Origin of the sequence: Vibrio sp. MarTm2, from assembly GCF_027587055.1 — a bacterium.
Taxonomy (GTDB): domain Bacteria; phylum Pseudomonadota; class Gammaproteobacteria; order Enterobacterales; family Vibrionaceae; genus Vibrio; species Vibrio sinaloensis_D.
In genome coordinates this window covers 85,675-106,248 of the sequence record NZ_JAPPTK010000011.1, presented here as the reverse complement: position 1 = coordinate 106,248, position 20,574 = coordinate 85,675, and the positions used below count along the sequence as shown (strand labels likewise).

16 protein-coding genes are annotated in these 20,574 nt (G+C 46.2%); 9 read left to right on the top strand and 7 right to left on the bottom strand.

Annotation, left to right across the window (positions count from 1 at the left end; all coding sequences use genetic code 11):
- Nucleotides 1-2: 2 nt before the first annotated feature.
- The 4 genes from OH458_RS17890 (at nt 3) to crp (ending at nt 3,057) form a co-directional block, all read left to right on the top strand.
- Complete coding sequence (locus OH458_RS17890; RefSeq protein ID WP_269979329.1) at nt 3-980, top strand: hydrolase; 978 nt, start codon at nt 3-5, stop codon at nt 978-980.
- A 38-nt stretch (nt 981-1,018) separates the two neighbouring features.
- Nucleotides 1,019-1,231: a YheU family protein gene (locus OH458_RS17885; protein ID WP_005471041.1), complete on the top strand. Its 213-nt coding sequence runs from the start codon at nt 1,019-1,021 to the stop codon at nt 1,229-1,231.
- Between the two features lie 82 nt (nt 1,232-1,313).
- Nucleotides 1,314-2,183, top strand: coding sequence for a phosphoribulokinase (locus OH458_RS17880; protein ID WP_038139261.1), 870 nt, complete (start codon nt 1,314-1,316; stop codon nt 2,181-2,183).
- 241 nt (nt 2,184-2,424) lie between these two features.
- Entirely contained in the window at nt 2,425-3,057 is a 633-nt protein-coding gene (gene crp, locus OH458_RS17875) for a cAMP-activated global transcriptional regulator CRP (RefSeq protein ID WP_004410522.1), read from the top strand.
- An 88-nt stretch (nt 3,058-3,145) separates the two neighbouring features.
- Here the strand turns inward: crp and OH458_RS17870 are convergent, their stop codons facing one another.
- From OH458_RS17870 to OH458_RS17850, 5 genes are all read right to left on the bottom strand, one after another.
- Nucleotides 3,146-3,937 carry a DUF1338 domain-containing protein gene (locus tag OH458_RS17870; RefSeq protein WP_269979328.1) on the bottom strand — a complete coding sequence of 264 codons (792 nt, stop codon included), beginning with the start codon at nt 3,935-3,937 and terminating at the stop codon, nt 3,146-3,148.
- 186 nt (nt 3,938-4,123) lie between these two features.
- Entirely contained in the window at nt 4,124-5,581 is a 1,458-nt protein-coding gene (gene astD, locus OH458_RS17865) for a succinylglutamate-semialdehyde dehydrogenase (protein ID WP_269979327.1), read from the bottom strand.
- A 34-nt stretch (nt 5,582-5,615) separates the two neighbouring features.
- A complete protein-coding gene (astA, locus tag OH458_RS17860) occupies nt 5,616-6,635 on the bottom strand; it encodes an arginine N-succinyltransferase (protein ID WP_269979326.1) in 1,020 nt (339 codons plus the stop codon).
- 110 nt (nt 6,636-6,745) lie between these two features.
- Nucleotides 6,746-7,960 (bottom strand): aspartate aminotransferase family protein, encoded by a 1,215-nt coding sequence (locus tag OH458_RS17855; protein WP_269979325.1) that lies wholly within the window; start codon nt 7,958-7,960, stop codon nt 6,746-6,748.
- A gap of 369 nt (nt 7,961-8,329) precedes the next feature.
- A complete protein-coding gene (locus OH458_RS17850; RefSeq protein ID WP_269979324.1) occupies nt 8,330-8,908 on the bottom strand; it encodes an aminodeoxychorismate/anthranilate synthase component II in 579 nt (192 codons plus the stop codon).
- Between the two features lie 222 nt (nt 8,909-9,130).
- On the opposite strand from OH458_RS17850, the gene OH458_RS17845 reads away from it, so the two are divergent.
- Nucleotides 9,131-9,496: a hypothetical protein gene (locus OH458_RS17845; protein ID WP_005470904.1), complete on the top strand. Its 366-nt coding sequence runs from the start codon at nt 9,131-9,133 to the stop codon at nt 9,494-9,496.
- 42 nt (nt 9,497-9,538) lie between these two features.
- Here OH458_RS17845 and OH458_RS17840 read toward each other — a convergent pair whose 3' ends face one another.
- Both OH458_RS17840 and OH458_RS17835 read right to left on the bottom strand, forming a co-directional pair.
- Entirely contained in the window at nt 9,539-12,535 is a 2,997-nt protein-coding gene (locus OH458_RS17840) for an ExeM/NucH family extracellular endonuclease (RefSeq protein WP_269979323.1), read from the bottom strand.
- A 309-nt stretch (nt 12,536-12,844) separates the two neighbouring features.
- Nucleotides 12,845-13,369, bottom strand: a complete 525-nt coding sequence (locus tag OH458_RS17835; RefSeq protein ID WP_039484443.1) for an FxsA family protein — start codon at nt 13,367-13,369, stop codon at nt 12,845-12,847.
- A gap of 318 nt (nt 13,370-13,687) precedes the next feature.
- Between OH458_RS17835 and aspA the strand changes: the two genes are divergently transcribed.
- The 4 genes from aspA to arcA all read left to right on the top strand — a co-directional run bounded on the left by aspA (nt 13,688) and on the right by arcA (nt 20,540).
- Nucleotides 13,688-15,139: an aspartate ammonia-lyase gene (gene aspA, locus OH458_RS17830; RefSeq protein WP_269979322.1), complete on the top strand. Its 1,452-nt coding sequence runs from the start codon at nt 13,688-13,690 to the stop codon at nt 15,137-15,139.
- A gap of 157 nt (nt 15,140-15,296) precedes the next feature.
- On the top strand, nt 15,297-16,604 hold the full coding sequence (locus OH458_RS17825; protein WP_005471049.1) for an anaerobic C4-dicarboxylate transporter: 1,308 nt from the start codon (nt 15,297-15,299) through the stop codon (nt 16,602-16,604).
- Between the two features lie 479 nt (nt 16,605-17,083).
- Nucleotides 17,084-18,532 carry a YfcC family protein gene (locus tag OH458_RS17820; protein WP_269979321.1) on the top strand — a complete coding sequence of 483 codons (1,449 nt, stop codon included), beginning with the start codon at nt 17,084-17,086 and terminating at the stop codon, nt 18,530-18,532.
- A 784-nt stretch (nt 18,533-19,316) separates the two neighbouring features.
- Nucleotides 19,317-20,540, top strand: a complete 1,224-nt coding sequence (gene arcA, locus OH458_RS17815) for an arginine deiminase (RefSeq protein WP_038192727.1) — start codon at nt 19,317-19,319, stop codon at nt 20,538-20,540.
- Nucleotides 20,541-20,574 lie beyond the last annotated feature (34 nt).

Genomic DNA, 20,574 nt, shown 5'->3' with positions numbered 1-20,574 from the left:
TTATGACTCAGTTTGTCGCCGCCAAAGGGCTTTCCAATCCCCACCTTCAAACCCTAGCTCCGCGCTTAATTCGAAAAAAAGCGCTGTTCGAGCCTACCTGGCAAACACTTGATACCCCCGATGGTGACTTTCTTGATATCGCTTGGGGTGAAGATAACCAAACCACAGCGGCCAAAAGCAAACCGATTTTCGTTCTGTTTCACGGACTGGAAGGATGCTTCTACAGCCCCTACGCCAATGGCTTGATGGATGCGTTTAACAAACAAGGTTGGCTCTCCGTCATGATGCACTTTCGCGGCTGCAGCGGTAAGCCGAACAAGTTGGCGCGCGCTTATCACTCTGGTGAAGTCGAAGATGCCCGTTTCTTTTTGCAATACCTAGATAGCCTATTTCCTTCTCAAAAGAAGGTTGCCGTTGGGATTTCTCTTGGCGGAAATATGCTGGCGAACTACTTGGCTAAGTATAATCAAGACCCACTACTCGATGCCGCGACAATTGTCTCCGCGCCATTGGATCTCTCGGCCTGCTCAGAACGAATTGAACAAGGCTTTTCTAAGCTCTACAAAAACTACTTACTCTCCTCATTGAAAAAGAGCGCCTTGCAAAAGCATCACTTACTCAAGGGCGAGTTGGGGCTAACTTATCAATGCATCAAACGGGTGACGCGATTGTACGAGTTTGACGACTTAATCACCGCGCCGCTGCATGGATTTAAAGATGCCGAAGATTATTACCAGCGCTGTTCGGGCATCCACCGCCTGAAAGAGATCAAAGTCCCGACGCAAATCATTCATGCCAAAGACGACCCGTTTATGACTGATGCTGTAATCCCCAAGTATGTGCTGCCCGATAACATCGATTATCGATTGTTTGATCAAGGTGGTCATGTCGGCTTTGTTACTGGCAGCGCCATCAAACCGCGGTTTTGGCTTGAAGAAGCCCTGCCCGCCTACTATGAAAGTCTCACCGATCCGGCATAATAGCGCCCCATCTGCGAACATAAAATCTAGAGGTATTTATGATTGTTCCTTGGCAAGACATTGCACCAGAGACGTTAGAAAACTTGATTCGTGAGTTTGTCCTTAGGGAAGGAACCGACTACGGAGCGGTAGAGGTGTCACTGCAAAGCAAGATTGACCAAATTAAGAAACAGCTCGAATCAGGCGATGCGGTCGTGGTTTTCTCCGAGTTACATGAAACCGTCGACATTCAACTCAAAAACAAATTTTAGAGAACTGCATACAATGACGGTTTACTAAAGCGTGCTATAGTGAAATCCGATTACAGGAACGTATTCAACGACAAGGTTTGTCATGTCAGCTAAACATCCAATTATTGCCGTTACCGGTTCTTCTGGCGCCGGTACTACCACCACTTCAGAAGCTTTCCGTAAGATGTTCAATATGATGAACGTTAAACCCGCATGGGTTGAAGGCGACAGCTTCCATCGCTTCACACGACCAGAGATGGATGTGGAGATCCGCAAGGCGCGCGAGCAAGGCCGCCATATCAGTTACTTTGGCCCACAAGCCAACGACTTTCCTGCGCTAGCTGAGTTCTTTCGCAAATATGGTCATGAGGGTACAGGACAAGTTCGCCGCTACCTGCACACCTTTGACGAAGCGGTACCATACAACCAAATGCCTGGCACCTTCACCCCTTGGCAAGACTTGCCAGAAAACTCCGATGTTCTTTTCTACGAAGGGTTGCATGGCGGCGTCGTCGATGGCGATGTTAACGTTGCCCAGCATGTGGACTTCTTGATTGGCATGGTTCCAATCGTGAACTTAGAGTGGATTCAAAAGTTTGTTCGAGACACACGCGATCGAGGTCACTCTCGTGAAGCGGTGATGGATTCGATTGTTCGTTCGATGGACGATTACCTCAACTACATCACCCCACAGTTCTCGCGCACCCACATTAACTTTCAGCGAGTGCCGACCGTCGATACATCCAACCCTTTAAATGCAAAAGGCATCCCGAGTTTGGATGAGAGTTTCGTGGTCATTCGCTTGCGCGGAATTAAGAATGTCGATTTCCCATACTTACTGGCAATGATTGATGGCTCGTTTATGTCGCGACATAACACGCTGGTTGTACCTGGTGGTAAGATGAGTTTTGCGATGGAATTGATCGTTCGCCCTATCCTTCAGCAACTCATCGAAACAGGAAAAATTGGCTAGAACTCACGGCTAGAACACGATTACTTTTCATACCGTGATCATGTGCACAGTTTTGCGTAGTAAAACCCAATTAGGACCCGATTAAAATCAAGAAATCGTTTTCGAAAAAGGATACTATTTGTAACCGAAACACAAGTTGGCTTGCAGCATTTGTAAAGTGCTCTTATCCTAGTAAGCCTATTTAAGGCTTAGCTAAAACATGGAAAGCGGCAAGCGTACCCTGCAGAGGAAGTGAGATATTATGGTTCTAGGTAAACCTCAAACCGACCCAACATTAGAGTGGTTCCTTTCACACTGTCATATTCATAAGTACCCATCAAAAAGCACGCTAATTCACGCGGGCGAGAAAGCTGAGACGTTGTACTACATCGTTAAAGGTTCAGTTGCGGTTCTTATTAAAGACGAAGAAGGTAAGGAAATGATCCTTTCTTACCTAAACCAAGGTGACTTTATCGGTGAACTTGGTCTATTCGAAGAAGACCAAGAACGTACCGCATGGGTTCGTGCTAAATCTCCTTGTGAAGTAGCAGAAATTTCATTCAAGAAGTTCCGTCAGCTAATTCAAGTAAACCCAGACATCCTAATGCGCCTTTCAGCGCAAATGGCAAGCCGCCTTCAGGTGACTAGCCAAAAAGTGGGCGACCTTGCGTTCTTAGACGTTACTGGCCGTATCGCGCAAACGCTACTAAACCTAGCGAAGCAACCAGATGCGATGACTCACCCAGACGGCATGCAAATCAAGATCACTCGTCAAGAAATCGGTCAAATCGTTGGCTGTTCTCGTGAGACAGTAGGTCGTATCTTGAAGATGCTAGAAGAGCAGAACCTAATCTCTGCTCACGGTAAGACAATCGTTGTTTACGGTACTCGTTAATCTCGATTAACTGCTGAATTTTAAAAGCCACCCATTGGGTGGCTTTTTTGTTCATGAGCAATACAAACTAGGTAATCTCTGTTCGAACTTACCCATTGGTGCTTTCAAAAATCTTATCCGCAGACGCCGCAACAAACCCTGGGTAAAGCTCACCATTGTTCATTGGGTAACGCTTGGCAAACTCATAGAAACCACCCGGGATAATCTCTGTGCCTTCAGTAAATTGCACGGGGACTTTGTCTGCCATAGTGGATGACTGTTCGAGCAACACATCAGGAGATCCTTTCACCTCACCACCAAACTCATTGATGGTAAAGCCTGCATCACGCAGATGGTTGTTCACATCAACCACGTCGTTAAACGCATTTAACTGATTAACGCTCACAGTAAAGTGGTTTGCACCATAACCATGGGCAGCTAACCAAGAAGCGTATTCACTCTCTTTCGCCAACGTCTGGAAATCAGCATAGCTCAGATCCCACAAACGTCCGCCATACAAAAACTCTGGGCTTTGCAATTGAGAGGCGTCTACCTGCTCAACCAGTTTAGCCACGATGGCCTGCAACTCGTCTGAACACTCATCAACTTTAAGTTCACTGATGAATACTTTCGGTTGCGTTGGGTCTGGATGTTCAAAATGCTTGGCGACTAACTTTTTGCTCTCAAACACATAGTCACCACAAGGGGTGTAACCAGCGTCAAGGAATGGTTGAGCCAGCGTCGCAATGCCTAACGGCTCAACATTGAAGGTGCGCAAAGCAATATGGTCGTTGATCAATGCTTCGTTTTCTTGCAGAAGTTGATGCACTTTTTCAGCAGAGGGACATAAGCGTTGAATATAGTCATTCCATAACGGTTGGAACAAAACATCTGGCGTCATAACGCCTCCTTGTATCGGGGTTGTTTACGTTAAAGAGAGCTTTATTAGTATTGTTTTTCGATATAAAAGAGGCCACCTAACCAAAATGTGTCCAGAAAATCTGATTAGGTAGCCTTCAACCTGTGACGTTTAAAGTGCCTTTCGGCTGAGAAAGGCAATAAGGGAAACCTTAGTGGTTTATTATGGTTATAGCTCTAACCCTGGGCTTAACGTAGCAGGCAGTAATGTTTCGCTGCCTTCCATCGAAGCCATTGGGTAAGCACAATAGTCTGCGGCATAGTAAGCGCTTGGACGTAAATTGCCCGATGCGCCTGGACCGCCAAATGGTGCATCACCACTCGCGCCAGTGAGCTGACGGTTGCGGTTTACGATACCCGCACGGATATGGTCAACAAAGTATTCCCACTCGCTGTCATCGGTAGACACTAAGCCAGCCGATAAACCAAAACGTGTGTCGTTAGCTAGCTCCACCGCTTTCTCCAAACCTTGGTAGCGAACGACTTGCAGCAACGGGCCGAAGTACTCTTCATCTGGCAGTTCTGCAATCGCAGTGACATCAATGATACCCGGAGTAACAAATGCCGCCTCACCCGCTTTCGCTTCGATTAGACTCTCACCGCCAAGCTTTTGCAGATTCGCTTGCGCAGCAAGGATAAAGTCAGCGGCAGCTTTTGAAATTTGAGGCCCCATAAACGGAGCAGGCTCTGCAAATGGCTGGTCGACACGGATCTTGTTAGTCGCTTCCACCAGTTTGCTCACCAATAGGTCACCTTTCTCACCTATAGGCACATACAAGCGGCGCGCACAGGTACAACGCTGCCCTGCACTGATGAATGCCGATTGGATGATGGTGTAAACTGTGGCATCAAGATCGCCGTAGTTGTCAGAAATCACCATCGGGTTGTTGCCGCCCATCTCTAGCGCCAGCATCTTGCCCGGTTGTCCTGCAAACTGCTTGTGTAGAATGTGCCCGGTGTTTGCACTACCCGTGAATAGTACGCCATCAAGACCTTTCGAATCAGCGAGCGCTATTCCCGTCTCTTTGGAACCTTGAACTAGGTTAATCACGCCCTTTGGTAAACCAACTTGATCCCACAGTTTCATCGCAAACTCACCGGTTAGTGGCGTTTGCTCTGATGGTTTGAATACCACTGTGTTGCCGGCCAAAAGGGCTGGCACGATATGACCATTTGGTAGGTGGCCCGGGAAGTTATACGGACCAAATACCGCCATCACACCCAGTGGGCGATGACGTAGCACAATCTGGTTGCCTGCTGCTTCGCGCTGCGCTTCACCGGTGCGGTCATGGTATGCGCGAATCGAAATAGCAATTTTACCGGCCATTGCTGCCGCTTCTGTTCGCGTTTCCCAGATTGGCTTGCCCGTTTCTTTGGCAATGATTTCCGCGATCTGCTCGCTGTTCTCTTTCACTTTTTCGGCAAAGGCTAAAACAATCGCCTCGCGCTCAGAAAAGCTCATTTTCTTCCAACCAACAAACGCACTGCGTGCCGCCGATACCGCTTGTTCAACTTGCGCAGGCGTTGCACTGTCGCCCTGCCAAATCACTTCGGTGTTGTATGGGCTTTGCGAACTCATCGGCTCACCTTGACCCGCAACCCATTCACCTGCAATCCAATGTGTCATAACTTCTTCCTTCAGATTCTTTATACATTCAGGCTTACTGAGCCAACATTCGAACGAATTCGCCTTCGCTTACTTTGAGTGCATCCGCTACCTCAGGAGATAGAATCACGGATTCGGTCTCTCGGTCATAGGCCGCTTTTGCCGCTGTCGCGCGGAAATTTTCAAAAGACGTATTAGAAATCAAGTAATCGTTCGCGCTTGAATGCTCCGCGATGGTCACTTTGGCTCGGAATGAATGACGTACTGATTCGATATTACGCAGATCACATTCAACCGTCGGACCACCATCGAAAATATCAACGTAGTTACGGCAAGTGAAACCTTCCTTTTCAAGCAAGCGCAGGGCTGGGCGTGTGTTCTCGTGCACTTCACCAATTACCGCTTGTGCTTCTTTGCTTAGCAGGTTGATGTAGATGGGCAGCTTAGGCATAAGGTCGGCAATAAAGCCTTTTTTACCGATACCTGTTAGGTAGTCAGCCATGGTGAAATCGATCGAGAAGAAATGCTCTTGCAGCCACTGCCAGAATGGCGAATTACCTTCTTCATCAGAAACACCACGCATCTCAGCAAACACCGTTTTAGAGAAGCGATGTGGGTGTTCAGCCATCATCAAGAAGCGACACTTCGACATCAGACGACCATTCAAACCGCCACGGAATGTTGGTCTTAGGAACAGCGTACAAATCTCACTACATCCTGTGTAGTTGTTACCAAATGTCAGTAACTTAACGACATTGTTAACGCCCAGCTTTGCTGAAGAGTGAACAATGGTACTGATATGGTAAGAGTAAAAAGGCACATCCCAGCCAATTGAAGCTTCAATTCCGGTACAACCCGCCACTTCGCCAGTTTCGCTATCAAAACCGACCATTAGGTAACCTTCATCACCGGGCTTAGTAACATCTGGCTTGGTAAAACTGTACTCTGAATGAGTAATTCGATTGGTTAACAACTCTTCGTTAACTGGTAGAGATGTAAATCCGTGACCCGATTCTACGGCGCAAGTGTGTAGTGCGTCGTAATCCGACATTGCGATAGGGCGAACAACTAGCATCGATACTCCCTCCTGATGCTCATACCAACACCACCAGCTATTTTGAAGAACAACTGGTGGTCTCGGTAGTCGAGCTAAGCATGATGACTTAGCTCAGTTAGATGTTTTAATTATTGTGTTAGCGACGCTAATGCTTTATCCAGGCGTGCTAATCCTTCTTCGATTTCTTCTTTACTAATGACAAGTGACGGCGTGAAACGCACTACGTTTGCACCCGCAACTAGTACCATTAATCCTTCTTTACCCGCTGCGACCAAGACATCGCGAGCACGGCCCTGCCACTCATCATTAAGTGCAGCACCGAGTAATAACCCTTTGCCACGAACCTCGGCAAAAACTTGGTATTTATCATTCAACTTAGCCAAGCCATCACGGAACAGCGCTTCACGCTCAGCAACGCCAGAAAGAGTTTCTGGATTGCTCACGACGTCAACCACCGCTTCTGCCACAGCACACGCCAGAGGGTTACCGCCGTAAGTCGAACCGTGAGTACCCACTTTTAGGTGCTTAGACAGCTCTGTAGTCGTTAGCATTGCGCCAATCGGGAAACCACCGCCTAAAGATTTCGCAGTACTTAGAATGTCAGGCGTCACACCCAGACCTTGGTAAGCATAGAAATGACCAGTACGACCATTACCGGTTTGAACTTCATCAAAAATCAGTAGTGCATTGTGTTTGTCACACAGTTCACGAACAGTTTGAACAAATTCGTCTGTTGGAGAGATGATGCCGCCTTCACCTTGAAGCGGTTCCATCATGATGGCGCACGTGCGATCTGAGATATGCTCACGCAGCGCTGCAACATCATTGTATGGTAGGTGCGTCACGTCACCTGGCTTAGGACCAAAGCCATCAGAGTAGGTAGCTTGACCGCCGACAGTGACCGTAAAGAAGGTACGGCCGTGGAAACCTTGTGTAAACGCGATGATTTCAGATTTCTCTGGACCAAACTTATCAGCAGCGTAACGACGCGCCAGCTTAAGAGCAGCTTCGTTCGCTTCAGCACCCGAGTTAGCAAAGAACACTTTTTCTGCAAAGCTCACTTCGGTCAGCTTTTTCGCTAGACGCAGCGCTGGCTCGTTAGTCATCACGTTGCTTAGGTGCCACAGCTTTTGGCCTTGCTCTGTTAATGCATTCACCATTGCTGGGTGACAATGACCTAGACAGCTCACGGCGATACCACCAGCAAAGTCGATGTACTCTTTACCTTGCTGATCCCAAACGCGAGCACCCTCGCCTTTCACTGGAATCATTTCCATTGGGTTATAACAAGGTACCATTACCTCATCAAACAAACCGCGTTCTACATTATTTTCTACAGTCATTGCACATTCCCTCTCGATACCGCATGCATAGCGAATATGGTGTCCTTACTTCCATTCAATGAAATAAGATATTGTTTTGCTTTTAAGCAATTACGGCATTGTATTTACAAACAATTAACCTTTTCAATAGTGATTTATGCTTTTTATACACACTGAAAAAGCCGAATTCCCATCATGTGTGAGTATTTATGCACGATGCCACTCGTTTTATGAAGCAATATATTCTTATAACAAAGATAAGCTCTGATTAAGCATAGGCATAGCAAGGACTGAAAGGTAGCAATGACATAGGCTGCGAATAGTTTTTCACAGAATATTCGCCGCTTGAATTATGAAAGAAATGTTAAGAAAGGTGATCCCAGTCAGGGTTTATCGCTTCAGAAAGTTGGCGAGCAGCTCATGCCCCTGCTCCGTTTTGATCGATTCTGGATGAAACTGGACCGCATCTATCGGTAAGGTCTTATGTTGATAGCCCATAATCTCATCCATAGAACCATCTTCAAACTCAGTCCAAGCAGTTAACTCAAAACAGTCGGGCAGAGTGCCATTTTTCACCACCAACGAGTGGTATCGGGTCACGGTGAGTGGATTGTTCAAGCCGGCAAATACACTTCGTCCATTGTGTCGAATAGGCGAGGTTTTACCGTGCATCACTTGTCGAGCGCGCACCACTTCGCCACCAAAAACTTGCGCGATGGCTTGATGCCCTAAGCAAACTCCCAGAATGGGTAATTGCCCCGCGAAATGTTCTATCGCTTGCAACGAAATGCCCGCCTCATTGGGGGTACACGGTCCAGGAGAGATAACCAAGTGCGAAGGCGCCAATGCCTCAATACCTGCAATATCGATTTCATCATTACGTACCACTTGCACATCAGCGCCCAACTCACAGAAGTACTGATAGAGGTTGTAAGTAAACGAGTCGTAATTATCGATAATTAACAGCATGGCAGAAACAAGCACTAAGTATTTCGAAGTTAGGAGCGGTATTGTGCAATAAGAAGATAGAAAGGCAAGTAATAATCGCTCGGGCAATATGTTCTTAAACTTGCTCCAGATAACGATAATTAAAATAAATACAAATAAACATTAGATACACGCCGCAAATCTATCATATGATTGAGCTGCTAATAAAAGCAGATACACAACAAATAGTTACAGAGAAATATAATGAAATTTAATGCAATCGTCGCAAGCCTAGTGGCTTCGCTCGCACTGGTTGGTTGTCAATCAACGTCAGATGTTCCAACACCAACAGCAGATAAACAAACCATTGAAGAAGCTCGCACTGCACTCGCAGGTGTTGATGATTTGACTGTCGATGAGTCTGGCGTTATCTCTTTAGTGCAGACACTGCCATCGAGATACCAGTGGAATGCTACAGCAATTAAGAAAATTGGTCGTGAAGTCTCCTGCGATAACCTGCGCTACTTCGTAGATAAAGGTATGGTGGTGAACATTCACTTTAAAGGCCCTAAAGGTCGCTATGATCACTTTGACCAACAGCGATGCCTAGAAGAAGACCAATACCTATAAAAAAAGAGCCAACATTCGTTGGCTCTTTCTCATTTGCACATGTTACTTGCGGCGACGCCAAGCGATCAGACCCGATAGAGCAACCAGCAAGCCGAAACCTGTAGAACCGCCATCTGAATCTTCGTTGTCGTCAGCTGTTGAAGCTTTCGCCACTTCAACAGTACGAGTCGCCTCATACTTCACATTGGTTCCCGTTGAGTCAGTGACTTTCTCAACCAGTTCATATGAACCTTCCTCAGGAACATCATCGAACTCAACCTTGACACTACGAGCATCAATATGTGCTTGCTCTAACGTAACGCTTGCTGTGTAGCTACCGCCGTTAGCAGTGCGAGCAGACTCCTGTTGAGCTGGCGCTCCTAGTGTAACCGTAACGATATCCCCAACAACTGCATTAACAGGAAGACGAACTTCAACCGTTAGGTTTTCACCCTCTTCAGGTAAGTCGATATCAGTATCTGGGAAATCAATCGCAATCAGCACTGGATCGTGATCTGAAGCAGAATACACGTCTTTGTACTTCGGCATGTCACCTGTGTACTTGCTGCTATATTCAAACAAGTTACTTTCTAGCGCGTTGATATGCCAATCTTCAATAGCAACGACTTTCTGTGCCAAGCTGCTGTTTGCTAGGGCATGATCTAAATTACCAAGCTCACCAGAATACGTGTACGAGAACGTGTCTGATCCATGCAATAACGTGTTGAGGTTAATGTAGCCATACCCCTCTTCAATCTTAGTCGCTTTTGGAGTGACCTCACCTCCACCGATGCTCGTGTAGGCCGCCGTGTAGATCTCTCGACCATAATTATTCGTGGTCGCCGAGTAATCTGTTAGGGTCAATAGTGGATCTTCCATGCCGTAAGCATTCAGGTCACCCATGACAAGCACGTCACCCTTAACATCTTTAATAGCTTCGCCTACCGCACGAGCGGCTGATACACGGAAGTTGTTACAGTTGCCTTGCAGATCCGCAGGTTCACTGTCTTCGACGCCAGCAATCCACTCTTCAATACACTCCGAACCTTTTGATTTGAAGTGGTTAACAACAATGGATAGATCGTCACCAGACTCTTTTACTTTGAATGTTTGTAGCAAGCTATGACGCTGATACTTGTCATAGGCAGGGTTACCTTCCGCACCATCCTTACGAGTGATGGTGTCCTTAGCGATATGTTGCTCTGGTGTAACGATCACTTTCGCGTCGCCGTTCGGCGTCACTTCGTTCGCGCGGTAGAGAATCGCAACCATAATTGCATCGGAGCCAAAGAACTCACCTTGCACCTTATCTTTGTCGTCTAACTCCACGAAGCTGTAGTGATCGCTAGTATCGTCCATTTCTGCATTCAGAGCATCAACAAGGTCTTGAATCGCACTGCCATCACCAAAACCGTTGTTTTCGACTTCCATCAAGCCAATGATGTCCGCGTCCATCTTAACCATGGCATTAACGATCTTAGCTTTTTGAATCAAGAACTCGTCGAGCTCTTTCGCACCTCGGTTACAACCGCGAGATGCATCCGCATCAGCCTGGTCAGAACATGATACGTTTAGAGGACCGCCAATGGAACTGTGACTCGTGAAGTAGTTTAGTACATTGAAGCTCGCGACGCGTAAGTCAGACTCTTTGATGCTTGGCATCGCTTTACGCGCAACATCAAACCCTTCACCTGTCGTAACGAAATTCGTGTTGGTGACATCGTTAGTCGCGATGATACGGTATTCGTTGTAGCTATAGTTAACCACACCGTGCAGACCTTCAACACGAGAACCTAGACGGATATGGTGCTCAGAGGAGCCGTCTTGATCGACGTCCTTAGCAAAATCCGGGTAGTATGGAATTTGACCACTTGCCGCTTTGCCGTCAGACTCTAGGAAAACACGGTTTTGTGCATTCTTGGCTGCTAACGCTTTCGCTTCGTCGCTATCTGCCGCATGTACTTGAGTTGGCTTAAACAACGGCCCTTCATGAGAAAGTAGCATATTGTTACGGCGTGAATCGTAGTCGTATGAGAAGTTACGGGTAACAAACACATCACTTGCTGCGGTCAACTCAACCTGCATACCTTCATAACGCTCTAGTGCGTCGCGTAGAGATTCACCCTCTTCCAATACCAATGGCGTCACCAGAGAAGCCGTTGATGTTCCGGTCTTAGCATAGCTTTCTGCATCAGACGCAAGTTGAGTATTACTGTAATACTCTTGTACTTTGCCTTTCACACAAACCACATCACCCGCTTTAAGCTCGGTATCAGCAAAATCAGTATGGATAAACAAGCCTTCTGATGTTCTAGGGTTGTTGTCGTTGTCTAGTGCTTGCAGATAGAAGCCTTTGGTTAAACCAGTCGTCACAGCGCTCACAACGCCCGTCACATAGTGGTCTTCCTCGGTCTTAAACGGATAACCTTTGATAAATGGGGATGTATCGCCTTCACCCTGAATGTCTTGAATCGAAGTGAAAGTTGGGTCTGCACCATCGACTTTACATTCGAAAGGCGCCGGTGGCTCAACTGAATTTAGCTGGCCTAAGCCGTCAATATTATCTTTCGGGAAAGAGGTCCATTGACCCGCTTGATACGTAGCGGAAGGGGTCAAAGCGTCACTATTACGCACCAGCGTAGTATCTTTGCCAAAATCTACATCGCCCATTACCCCGATAACATCATGCACAGCACCATCTTTAAGTAGTGCAATAGGATCGTCACCGTTAAAGTTTGTCACATCACTATTGATGTTGTCTGTAACAGCTTTGATAGCATCACTCGCTCTGGAATGAGCAACAACGTAAACCTGATTCGCTTCAATTGTCACTGCACTCAGGTCTATATTGTTAGCCCAAGAACCGCCACCGTTAGAAGACTTAACTAACTCATAACCAGTTAATGTAACCGCTTCAGTGCCGGTATTGGCTATTTCTACAGCTTTGTTGTAGCTACCACCTTCGACATATTGAGACAGGATTATCTCTGCACTCGCCGTGCCAGACAGTGCTGAGGCGATACAGAGGGTAAGAAGTTTTGGAGAAAGTGTGTTGTTCATTTGTTCCACCACCATTCGTTATATTTTTGTCTACGTCCATTTGTTGACGAATTGTGGCAAATATCATGTTTCATTGTATGAAAGTAAAATTACATTCACTCTTTGTGAGACAAAGATCTCACCTATAATTGACATAAATAGAAGGTGATTGACGTTTCAACAGATTTGTCGGCTATTGATAAAATCAACGCTTCAATTTTAGAGTAATAAATCTAAGATCACAGAAAATGTAAACACAATGTGGTTAATGATGTTAATACCAAACAAAAAAAGGCGCTAAGCAGCGCCTCGATTCGATACTTAAACCCTTCATTTCAATCGATTTTGCTCATCGTCATCTTTACGTTCATATTCACCTTCAAAGGTATCTCCTTTTTGGGATTGGAACGGGTCGCGATTGAACGGGTCATTTTCAAATGGATTTTGCCCAAACTGGTCGCCATTAAAACTGCCATGGAAGCCCTGACCACCGACCGTTTTTACCACCATTTTGCTCATCAGGTACTTCGCAATAGCTGCTCGTGGGGCAGGCAGAAGCACCAACATGCCCAATGCATCTGTCATAAAGCCAGGTGTAAGTAAAAGCACACCCGCGACGGCAAGCATGACTCCTTCAAAGATTTGCTGTGCTGGCAGTTCACCTTGATTAAGGCGGTTTTGTACCGACATTAAGGTCTGTAACCCTTGGCTACGTACTAGCGATGCGCCAACAAACGCAGTGATCAGCACCAAAGCGATGGTTGGCCATAAACCTAGGAAACCACCAACTTGTATAAACAGGCCTATTTCAATAATAGGTACGAAGATAAACAGTAATAATAAGATAGGAAACACACGCCCTCCTTTGTTGATGTCAGTGTACGTGCTCTGGTGTGTGAGCTCAAATTGAAGCTGTAAAAAAGCGTGATAAATCCCTCAATAGACCCCTACCCCTAAAGGGCTATTCATACCCTGTTCATATCTTGCAAAACTTTAACTAAACAAAAGCGAAAAAGGTGATCCAGTTACTATTTTTATGCGCTAGGTACAGTATTATGTGCCACATAAGTCAGGACGGATTTAACAGCCTAAAACTCTGACGAATGGATTCTTAAACTACAGATTGGCTAGTAATTCACTTTATTATCAGAATAATTATCTAAGGATCCTGTGATGGCTACCCTAACCGATGCTCCAAAAACAGCAGCCCCTGCTACCCGTATCGAAGAAGACCTACTAGGTGAGCGTCACGTACCGGCTGATGCCTACTACGGCATTCATACTCTACGTGCTATCGAGAACTTCAACATTTCTAACATGACCATTTCTGACGTACCTGAGTTTGTACGCGGTATGGTGATGACGAAGAAAGCAGCCGCTCTTGCCAACAAAGAGCTAGGCGTGATCCCAAAAGACGTTGCGAACTACATTCTTGAAGCGTGTGACTTGATTCTTGAAACAGGCAAGTGCATGGATCAGTTCCCTTCAGATGTTTTCCAAGGTGGTGCGGGCACTTCTGTCAACATGAACACCAACGAAGTGATCGCCAACGTTGCTCTTGAGCTGATGGGCAAAGAGAAAGGTCAATACGAGTTCATTAACCCAAATGACCACGTCAACAAGAGCCAATCCACTAACTGTGCATACCCAACGGGATTCCGTATTGCGGTCTACAACAGTGTTCACCAGCTAATGGAAGCGATTGAGTACCTAAAAGGTGCCTTCGAACTTAAAGCACAAGAATTTAAAGACGTATTGAAGATGGGTCGTACTCAGCTTCAAGACGCGGTACCGATGACAGTGGGTCAAGAGTTCCACGCATGGGCGGTAACGCTAAACGAAGAGATTCGTGCGTTGGATTACACCTCAAAACTGCTACTGGAAATCAACCTAGGCGCAACCGCAATCGGCACTGGCTTGAACGCAGCACAAGGCTACCAAGCGGCAGCAGTGAAGCACCTAGCGGAAGTGACTGGCCTTGAAGTGGTGCCTGCTGAAGATCTTATCGAAGCGACCTCTGACTGTGGCGCTTACGTAATGACGCACGGCGCGCTAAAACGTCTAGCGGTTAAGCTGTCTAAGATCTGTAACGACTTACGTCTGCTTTCTTCTGGTCCTCGTGCGGGTCTCAACGAGCTGAACCTGCCTGAACTTCAAGCGGGCTCTTCTATCATGCCGGCGAAAGTCAACCCAGTAGTGCCAGAAGTGGTTAACCAAGTGTGTTTCAAAGTGCTTGGCAACGACAACACTATCTCGTTCGCAGCAGAAGGCGGCCAGCTTCAACTTAATGTGATGGAGCCAGTGATTGCTCAAAGCATGTTTGAATCAATCACCATCTTGAAAAATGCTTGTGTGAACCTACGTGATAAGTGTATCGATGGCATCACAGTCAACAAAGAAGTGTGTGAAGCCTACGTTTATAACTCTATCGGTATCGTCACTTACCTAAACCCATACATTGGCCACCACGAAGGTGACATCGTCGGTAAGATTTGTGCGGAAACAGGTAAGAGCGTGCGCGAAGTGGTACTGGAGCGTGGGCTACTCACCGCAGAAGAGTTGGACGACATTCTTTGCGTCGAAAACTTTATGCACCCAACCTATAAAGCAAAACGCTACGAATAAGCGAATCGATAAGGCCCCAAACGGGGCCTTTTTTAGGCTTGCATACGGTTAACCCTATTCATTGCATGGTTTTTGTGAGCCTCATTATTTAAACATTCAACAGCAGAGCAGAGTGTTTAGATAATTAAAATCAAAATACACTTTATGAGGTAACAATATGGTAGCAGTCGAACTCATCGTCGTTCTGCTCTTCATCTATTTGGGAGCAAGAATTGGTGGTATCGGTATTGGTTTAGCGGGTGGTGCGGGTGTGATAGCCCTATCACTGGTCTTGGGTGTTCCTACTAGCCAGGCGTTTATTCCGATCGATGTCATCTTAATTATCATGTCAGTGATTACCGCAATCGCAGCGATGCAGGTTGCTGGTGGTATGGACTGGTTAGTACAAGTGGCAGAAAACTTTTTGCGTAAGCACCCCGAGCGCATCACCTTTTACGCGCCGATTGTCACTTTCCTAATGACACTAATGGCAGGTACTGGCCACACGGCGTTTTCAACCTTGCCAGTGATCGCAGAAGTTGCGAAAGGCCAAGGCGTACGTCCGTCTCGCCCGCTTTCTATCGCGGTTGTCGCATCACAAATCGCGATTACGGCTTCGCCAATCTCTGCTGCGGTAGTTGCGTTTGCAGCGATGCTTGCGCCAATGGGTGTTGACTACCTAACACTGCTTGCGGTTTGTATTCCAACCACTTTCGTCGCTTGTATGATTGGTGCGTTTGTCGCGAACTTTATGGGCAGTGAGTTGAAAGATGATCCGATTTATCAAGATCGTCTAGAAAAAGGACTCATCAAGCTATCGACGGAAACGAAGCGTGAGATCTTGCCAACGGCGAAGACAGCCACCTACATCTTCCTTGCGGCAATTGGCTTTGTTGTTTGCTACGCAGCCGCCATTTCTAAGTCTGTAGGGCTGATCGTTGACCCTGCACTAGGGCGCAACGAAGCCATCATGACAGTAATGTTAGCGGCAGCAGCAGCAATCGTGATGATCACTAAAATTGACGCGGCAAAAATTCCATCTGCTGCAACATTCCGCTCTGGTATGACAGCTTGTGTGTGCGTTCTTGGTGTGGCATGGCTAGGCTCAACGTTCGTTAATGCGCACGTTGACGGCATTAAAGAAGTCGCTGGCGCGCTATTGGCAGACTACCCTTGGATGCTTGCGTTGGTTCTATTCTTTGCATCCATGCTGCTTTACTCACAAGGTGCAACCACTGTAGCGCTAATGCCAGCAGCACTCGCAATCGGTGTTGCTCCGCTGACAGCCGTTGCTTCTTTTGCAGCAGTGAGTGCACTGTTTGTACTGCCAACTTACCCAACGCTGCTTGCCGCGGTTGAGATGGACGACACAGGCTCAACACGCATTGGTAGTTATGTCTTTAACCACCCGTTCTTTATTCCTGGAGTGGTGACGATTGCCTCTGCTGTTGCGCTAGGCTTTACGTTCGGCAGTCTATTTATTTAGACTCACCAATGTCTGATAGAGGAGCTTCGGCTCCTCTTTTTTTTATTTCATCCTTAGTAAAAAAACCTAGGTCACAAATCAAGTTTGATATTAATCAAAAAAGTTCTCGAAAGTTCTTTGTGCATTTAAATCCGCCGCTTTGAATAAAATTCCCACCTATCTTTTTTTTACTGGTTTACCGCCCCTTACAAAAGGGGTTACATCAATCCTTCGGCATAGAAATCCCTTCTTTCTAACCAATTAACCACATAAAAAAACCACTCGTCACACCACCTATTTTTTACTGAATATTTTTGTGAAGATCACCAAAGTTACAGAGTGAATGACATTTTAAAATAACCCACAAGAGCTAATAAGTTCCTAATTAAATAAAAACAAATTTACCAATAACTTATTCCCTAAGTTATTTATTTTTTAAATCTAATAGTCGCTGATTCACTTTTATTTGTGGACACATAAATAAAAGTAAGGAGATCACCATGACAACCCAAACTGTACCTACTGAAGAAAAAAAAGGTGGCTTCTTTGCCAACTTTAAATTCCCTTCCGCCTATACAATTCTTTTCGTACTGATTGCACTGGTTGCTCTACTGACATGGATAGTGCCAGCAGGTCAATATGATCGCGTAATGAATGAAGACTTAGGTCGAGAAGTTCCTGTTACCGGTACCTATCAAGCGGTAGACGGTAACCCTCAAGGCGTGATTGACGTACTTCTTGCACCGATTGATGGTTTCTATGACCACAATAGCTACGAAGCTGCGGCGATTGACGTTTCACTATTCATTTTGATCATCGGTGGTTTCCTTGGACTTGTAACCAAAACAGGGGCCATTGATGCTGGTATCGAACGCGTGACCGATCGCTTAAAGGGTCGTGAAGAGTTGATGATACCTATCTTGATGGCACTGTTTGCGGCCGGCGGTACCGTCTATGGTATGGCAGAAGAATCATTGCCTTTCTATACCCTGCTTGTTCCAGTCATGATGGCGGCGCGCTTTGACCCTCTAGTTGCTGCAGCTACTGTTTTACTTGGCGCGGGTATTGGTACTCTAGGTTCTACAATCAACCCATTCGCCACCGTTATCGCGGCAAACGCAGCGGGCATTCCATTTACAGATGGTATCGTGCTACGTGTAATCGCTCTGCTTATCGGTTGGGTTATCTGTGTCGCTTACGTGATGCGTTATGCTCGTATGGTTCGCAACGACCCAACAACGTCTGTGGTTTACGATAAATACGAAGAAAACAAAGCTCACTTCCTAGGTAACCAAACTGGCGAGCGCTTAGAATTCACCGGAACTCGCAAGCTTATCCTAAGTATCTTTGGTGCCTCGTTCGCGGTCATGATCTACGGTGTATCGGTTGCAGGTTGGTGGATGGCTGAGATCTCAGCGATGTTCCTAGCATCAACCATCATCATTGGTCTGGTTGCTCGCATGAGCGAAGAAGAGTTTACCAACAGCTTTATTGACGGCGCTCGTGACCTACTGGGTGTTGCGCTAATCATCGGTATCGCACGTGGTATCGTAGTGGTCATGGACCGCGGTATGATCACTGACACGATTCTGTTCTCAGCTGAGCAAATGGTGACTGGTCTATCGTCTGTTGTGTTCATCAACGTAATGTTCTTCCTTGAAGTACTGTTGTCATTCCTAGTGCCTTCAAGCTCAGGTCTGGCGGTATTGACCATGCCAATTATGGCGCCATTGGCTGACTTTGCAGGCGTAGGTCGCGACCTAGTTGTAACGGCGTACCAATCTGCTTCAGGTCTGGTGAACCTAGTGACTCCAACGTCGGCAGTGGTCATGGGTGGCCTTGCGATTGCCCGAGTTCCTTACGTCCGTTACGTAAAATGGGTAGCGCCACTGCTTGCGATTCTAGCTCTGTTCTGCATCGCAGTACTCAGTATCGGTGCAATCATCTAACACTGACTTTTCCTTGCCCAGGCTCACAGAACAGCGAGCCTTACTCAAAAGCCGCCTTGTGCGGCTTTTTTTATTTGGCCTGATCACCGGAGCCCGCAAAGTCGAACACATCTTCAATGACGCAAACCCAGCGTTTTTCACGCCTCTCCCTTTACGAATCAACCACCTAACACTCTCCCTTCAACTGGCCGCTAAGCCACGCTAAATAGCGTTGTCATCAAGGTTATAGCGATAACAAATAAAAAGAGTAAATAACAGAACGTTTTTATATTAGGTATTTTATCTTCATGGCACAGTTTTATTTATTTCAAACAGAAAATTTCTAGGAACTGGCAAACTGAGTTTTGTGATCTATGTATAAGTTACCAACAAAACATTTGTTACCAGAGGATTAATTTCGACCTAAAAAACACTTATCTAGAAAGTTTGAGTGCATATTTCTAACTTATTCACTTTTTTATCACGCAATTATTTTTGAATACATTTCCCTTTCTACACCTAACAACAAACCTTGGTGAATATTTCATGCATAAACTTCCCCAAATAATGCGTGATTAGGGTGTTCACAGCGAAATAACAAGTGCATAGATATTGTTAAAACCCTTTAAATACGGGGCTTTGAGCATAAAAAATGAATTGTGAGCGATCTCTAAGATTCCTCCCCAGAGAGGCGTAATATTAATTCCAGAACAAATAAGTGAATAAATAAATTCACGCTTCTTTTCCCTACAAATTAAATATTAGCTTTATTTAAAAGCTAATTAAAAATAAGAGAGATACGATCATGAGTAAGTTTTACGTAGGTTCTGAAATCGGTCAATTACGTCGCGTTCTTGTTCACCGCCCTAGACGAGCTCTGACTCACCTAACACCATCTAACTGTCACGATCTGCTATTTGATGACGTGTTGGCAGTAGAGCGTGCAGGTAAAGAACATGACGTATTTACTCAAACTCTACGCGATCAAGGTGTTGAAGTTCTTCTTCTTACTGACCTACTAGCCGATACGCTAGCCGTGCCAGAAGCGAAAGAATGGTTACTAAACCGCCAAGTATCAGACTACCGTTTGGGTAAAACATTCGCCAATGACGTTCGTTGCTACCTAGGTGATCTTCCAAACCTAGAGCTAGCAAAAATTCTAACGGGTGGCCTTTCTTACGCAGAGATGCCAATGAAGTCTTCTTCAATGATGCAAGGCCTACATGCGCCAACAGACTTCATTATTGAACCTCTACCAAACCACCTATTCACTCGCGATACTTCTTGCTGGGTATACGGCGGCGTATCAATCAACCCAATGGCGAAACCAGCTCGTCAACGCGAAACAAACCATGTTCGCGCAATCTACCGCTGGCACCCAACATTCGCTGGCCAAGACTTCATTAAGTACTTCGGCGATGAAGAGAACATTAACTACGACAACTCAACTATCGAAGGCGGTGACGTTCTTGTTATCGGTCGTGGCACTGTTCTTATCGGTATGTCTGAGCGTACAACGGCGCAAGGTGTTGAGCACTTGGCATCTAGCCTATTCAAACATGGTCAAGCGAAACAAATCATCGCAATGGAGCTACCAAAACACCGATCTTGCATGCACTTAGACACAGTAATGACACACATGAACGAAGACACCTTCTCGGTTTACCCAGAAGTGGTTCGCAAAGATGTGAAATGTTGGAGCCTAACTGGCGATGAGTCTGGCGCTGTCAACGTGAAAGAAGAAGGCTACTTCGTTACCGCTATCGAGAAAGCGCTGGGCGTAGACAAGCTAAACCTAATCACAACAGGTGGTGACAACTTCCACGCAGAACGCGAACAGTGGAACGATGCAAACAACGTTCTAACCGTGAAACCAGGCGTTGTTATTGGCTACGAAGGCAACACTTACACCAACGAAAAATACGACAAAGCAGGCATCACAGTTCTACCTATCCCAGGTGATGAGCTAGGTCGTGGTCGCGGCGGCGCTCGCTGCATGAGCTGCCCAATCGAACGTGACGGCATCTAAGTAAGTGACTAAAAGGCGAGAGTTCTGGCTCTCG

Bases quoted from the DNA above. Each gene is read 5' to 3' on its own strand.
- OH458_RS17880 (WP_038139261.1), top strand. From the start codon at position 1,314: ATGTCAGCTAAACATCCAATTATTGCCGTTACCGGTTCTTCTGGCGCC.
- OH458_RS17840 (WP_269979323.1), bottom strand. From the start codon at position 12,535: ATGAACAACACACTTTCTCCAAAACTTCTTACCCTCTGTATCGCCTCA.
- OH458_RS17825 (WP_005471049.1), top strand. From the start codon at position 15,297: ATGGTAGCAGTCGAACTCATCGTCGTTCTGCTCTTCATCTATTTGGGA.
- OH458_RS17845 (WP_005470904.1), top strand. From the start codon at position 9,131: ATGAAATTTAATGCAATCGTCGCAAGCCTAGTGGCTTCGCTCGCACTG.
- OH458_RS17885 (WP_005471041.1), top strand. From the start codon at position 1,019: ATGATTGTTCCTTGGCAAGACATTGCACCAGAGACGTTAGAAAACTTG.
- OH458_RS17820 (WP_269979321.1), top strand. From the start codon at position 17,084: ATGACAACCCAAACTGTACCTACTGAAGAAAAAAAAGGTGGCTTCTTT.
- aspA (WP_269979322.1), top strand. From the start codon at position 13,688: ATGGCTACCCTAACCGATGCTCCAAAAACAGCAGCCCCTGCTACCCGT.
- astD (WP_269979327.1), bottom strand. From the start codon at position 5,581: ATGACACATTGGATTGCAGGTGAATGGGTTGCGGGTCAAGGTGAGCCG.
- arcA (WP_038192727.1), top strand. From the start codon at position 19,317: ATGAGTAAGTTTTACGTAGGTTCTGAAATCGGTCAATTACGTCGCGTT.
- crp (WP_004410522.1), top strand. From the start codon at position 2,425: ATGGTTCTAGGTAAACCTCAAACCGACCCAACATTAGAGTGGTTCCTT.
- OH458_RS17890 (WP_269979329.1), top strand. From the start codon at position 3: ATGACTCAGTTTGTCGCCGCCAAAGGGCTTTCCAATCCCCACCTTCAA.
- astA (WP_269979326.1), bottom strand. From the start codon at position 6,635: ATGCTAGTTGTTCGCCCTATCGCAATGTCGGATTACGACGCACTACAC.
- OH458_RS17870 (WP_269979328.1), bottom strand. From the start codon at position 3,937: ATGACGCCAGATGTTTTGTTCCAACCGTTATGGAATGACTATATTCAA.
- OH458_RS17855 (WP_269979325.1), bottom strand. From the start codon at position 7,960: ATGACTGTAGAAAATAATGTAGAACGCGGTTTGTTTGATGAGGTAATG.
- OH458_RS17850 (WP_269979324.1), bottom strand. From the start codon at position 8,908: ATGCTGTTAATTATCGATAATTACGACTCGTTTACTTACAACCTCTAT.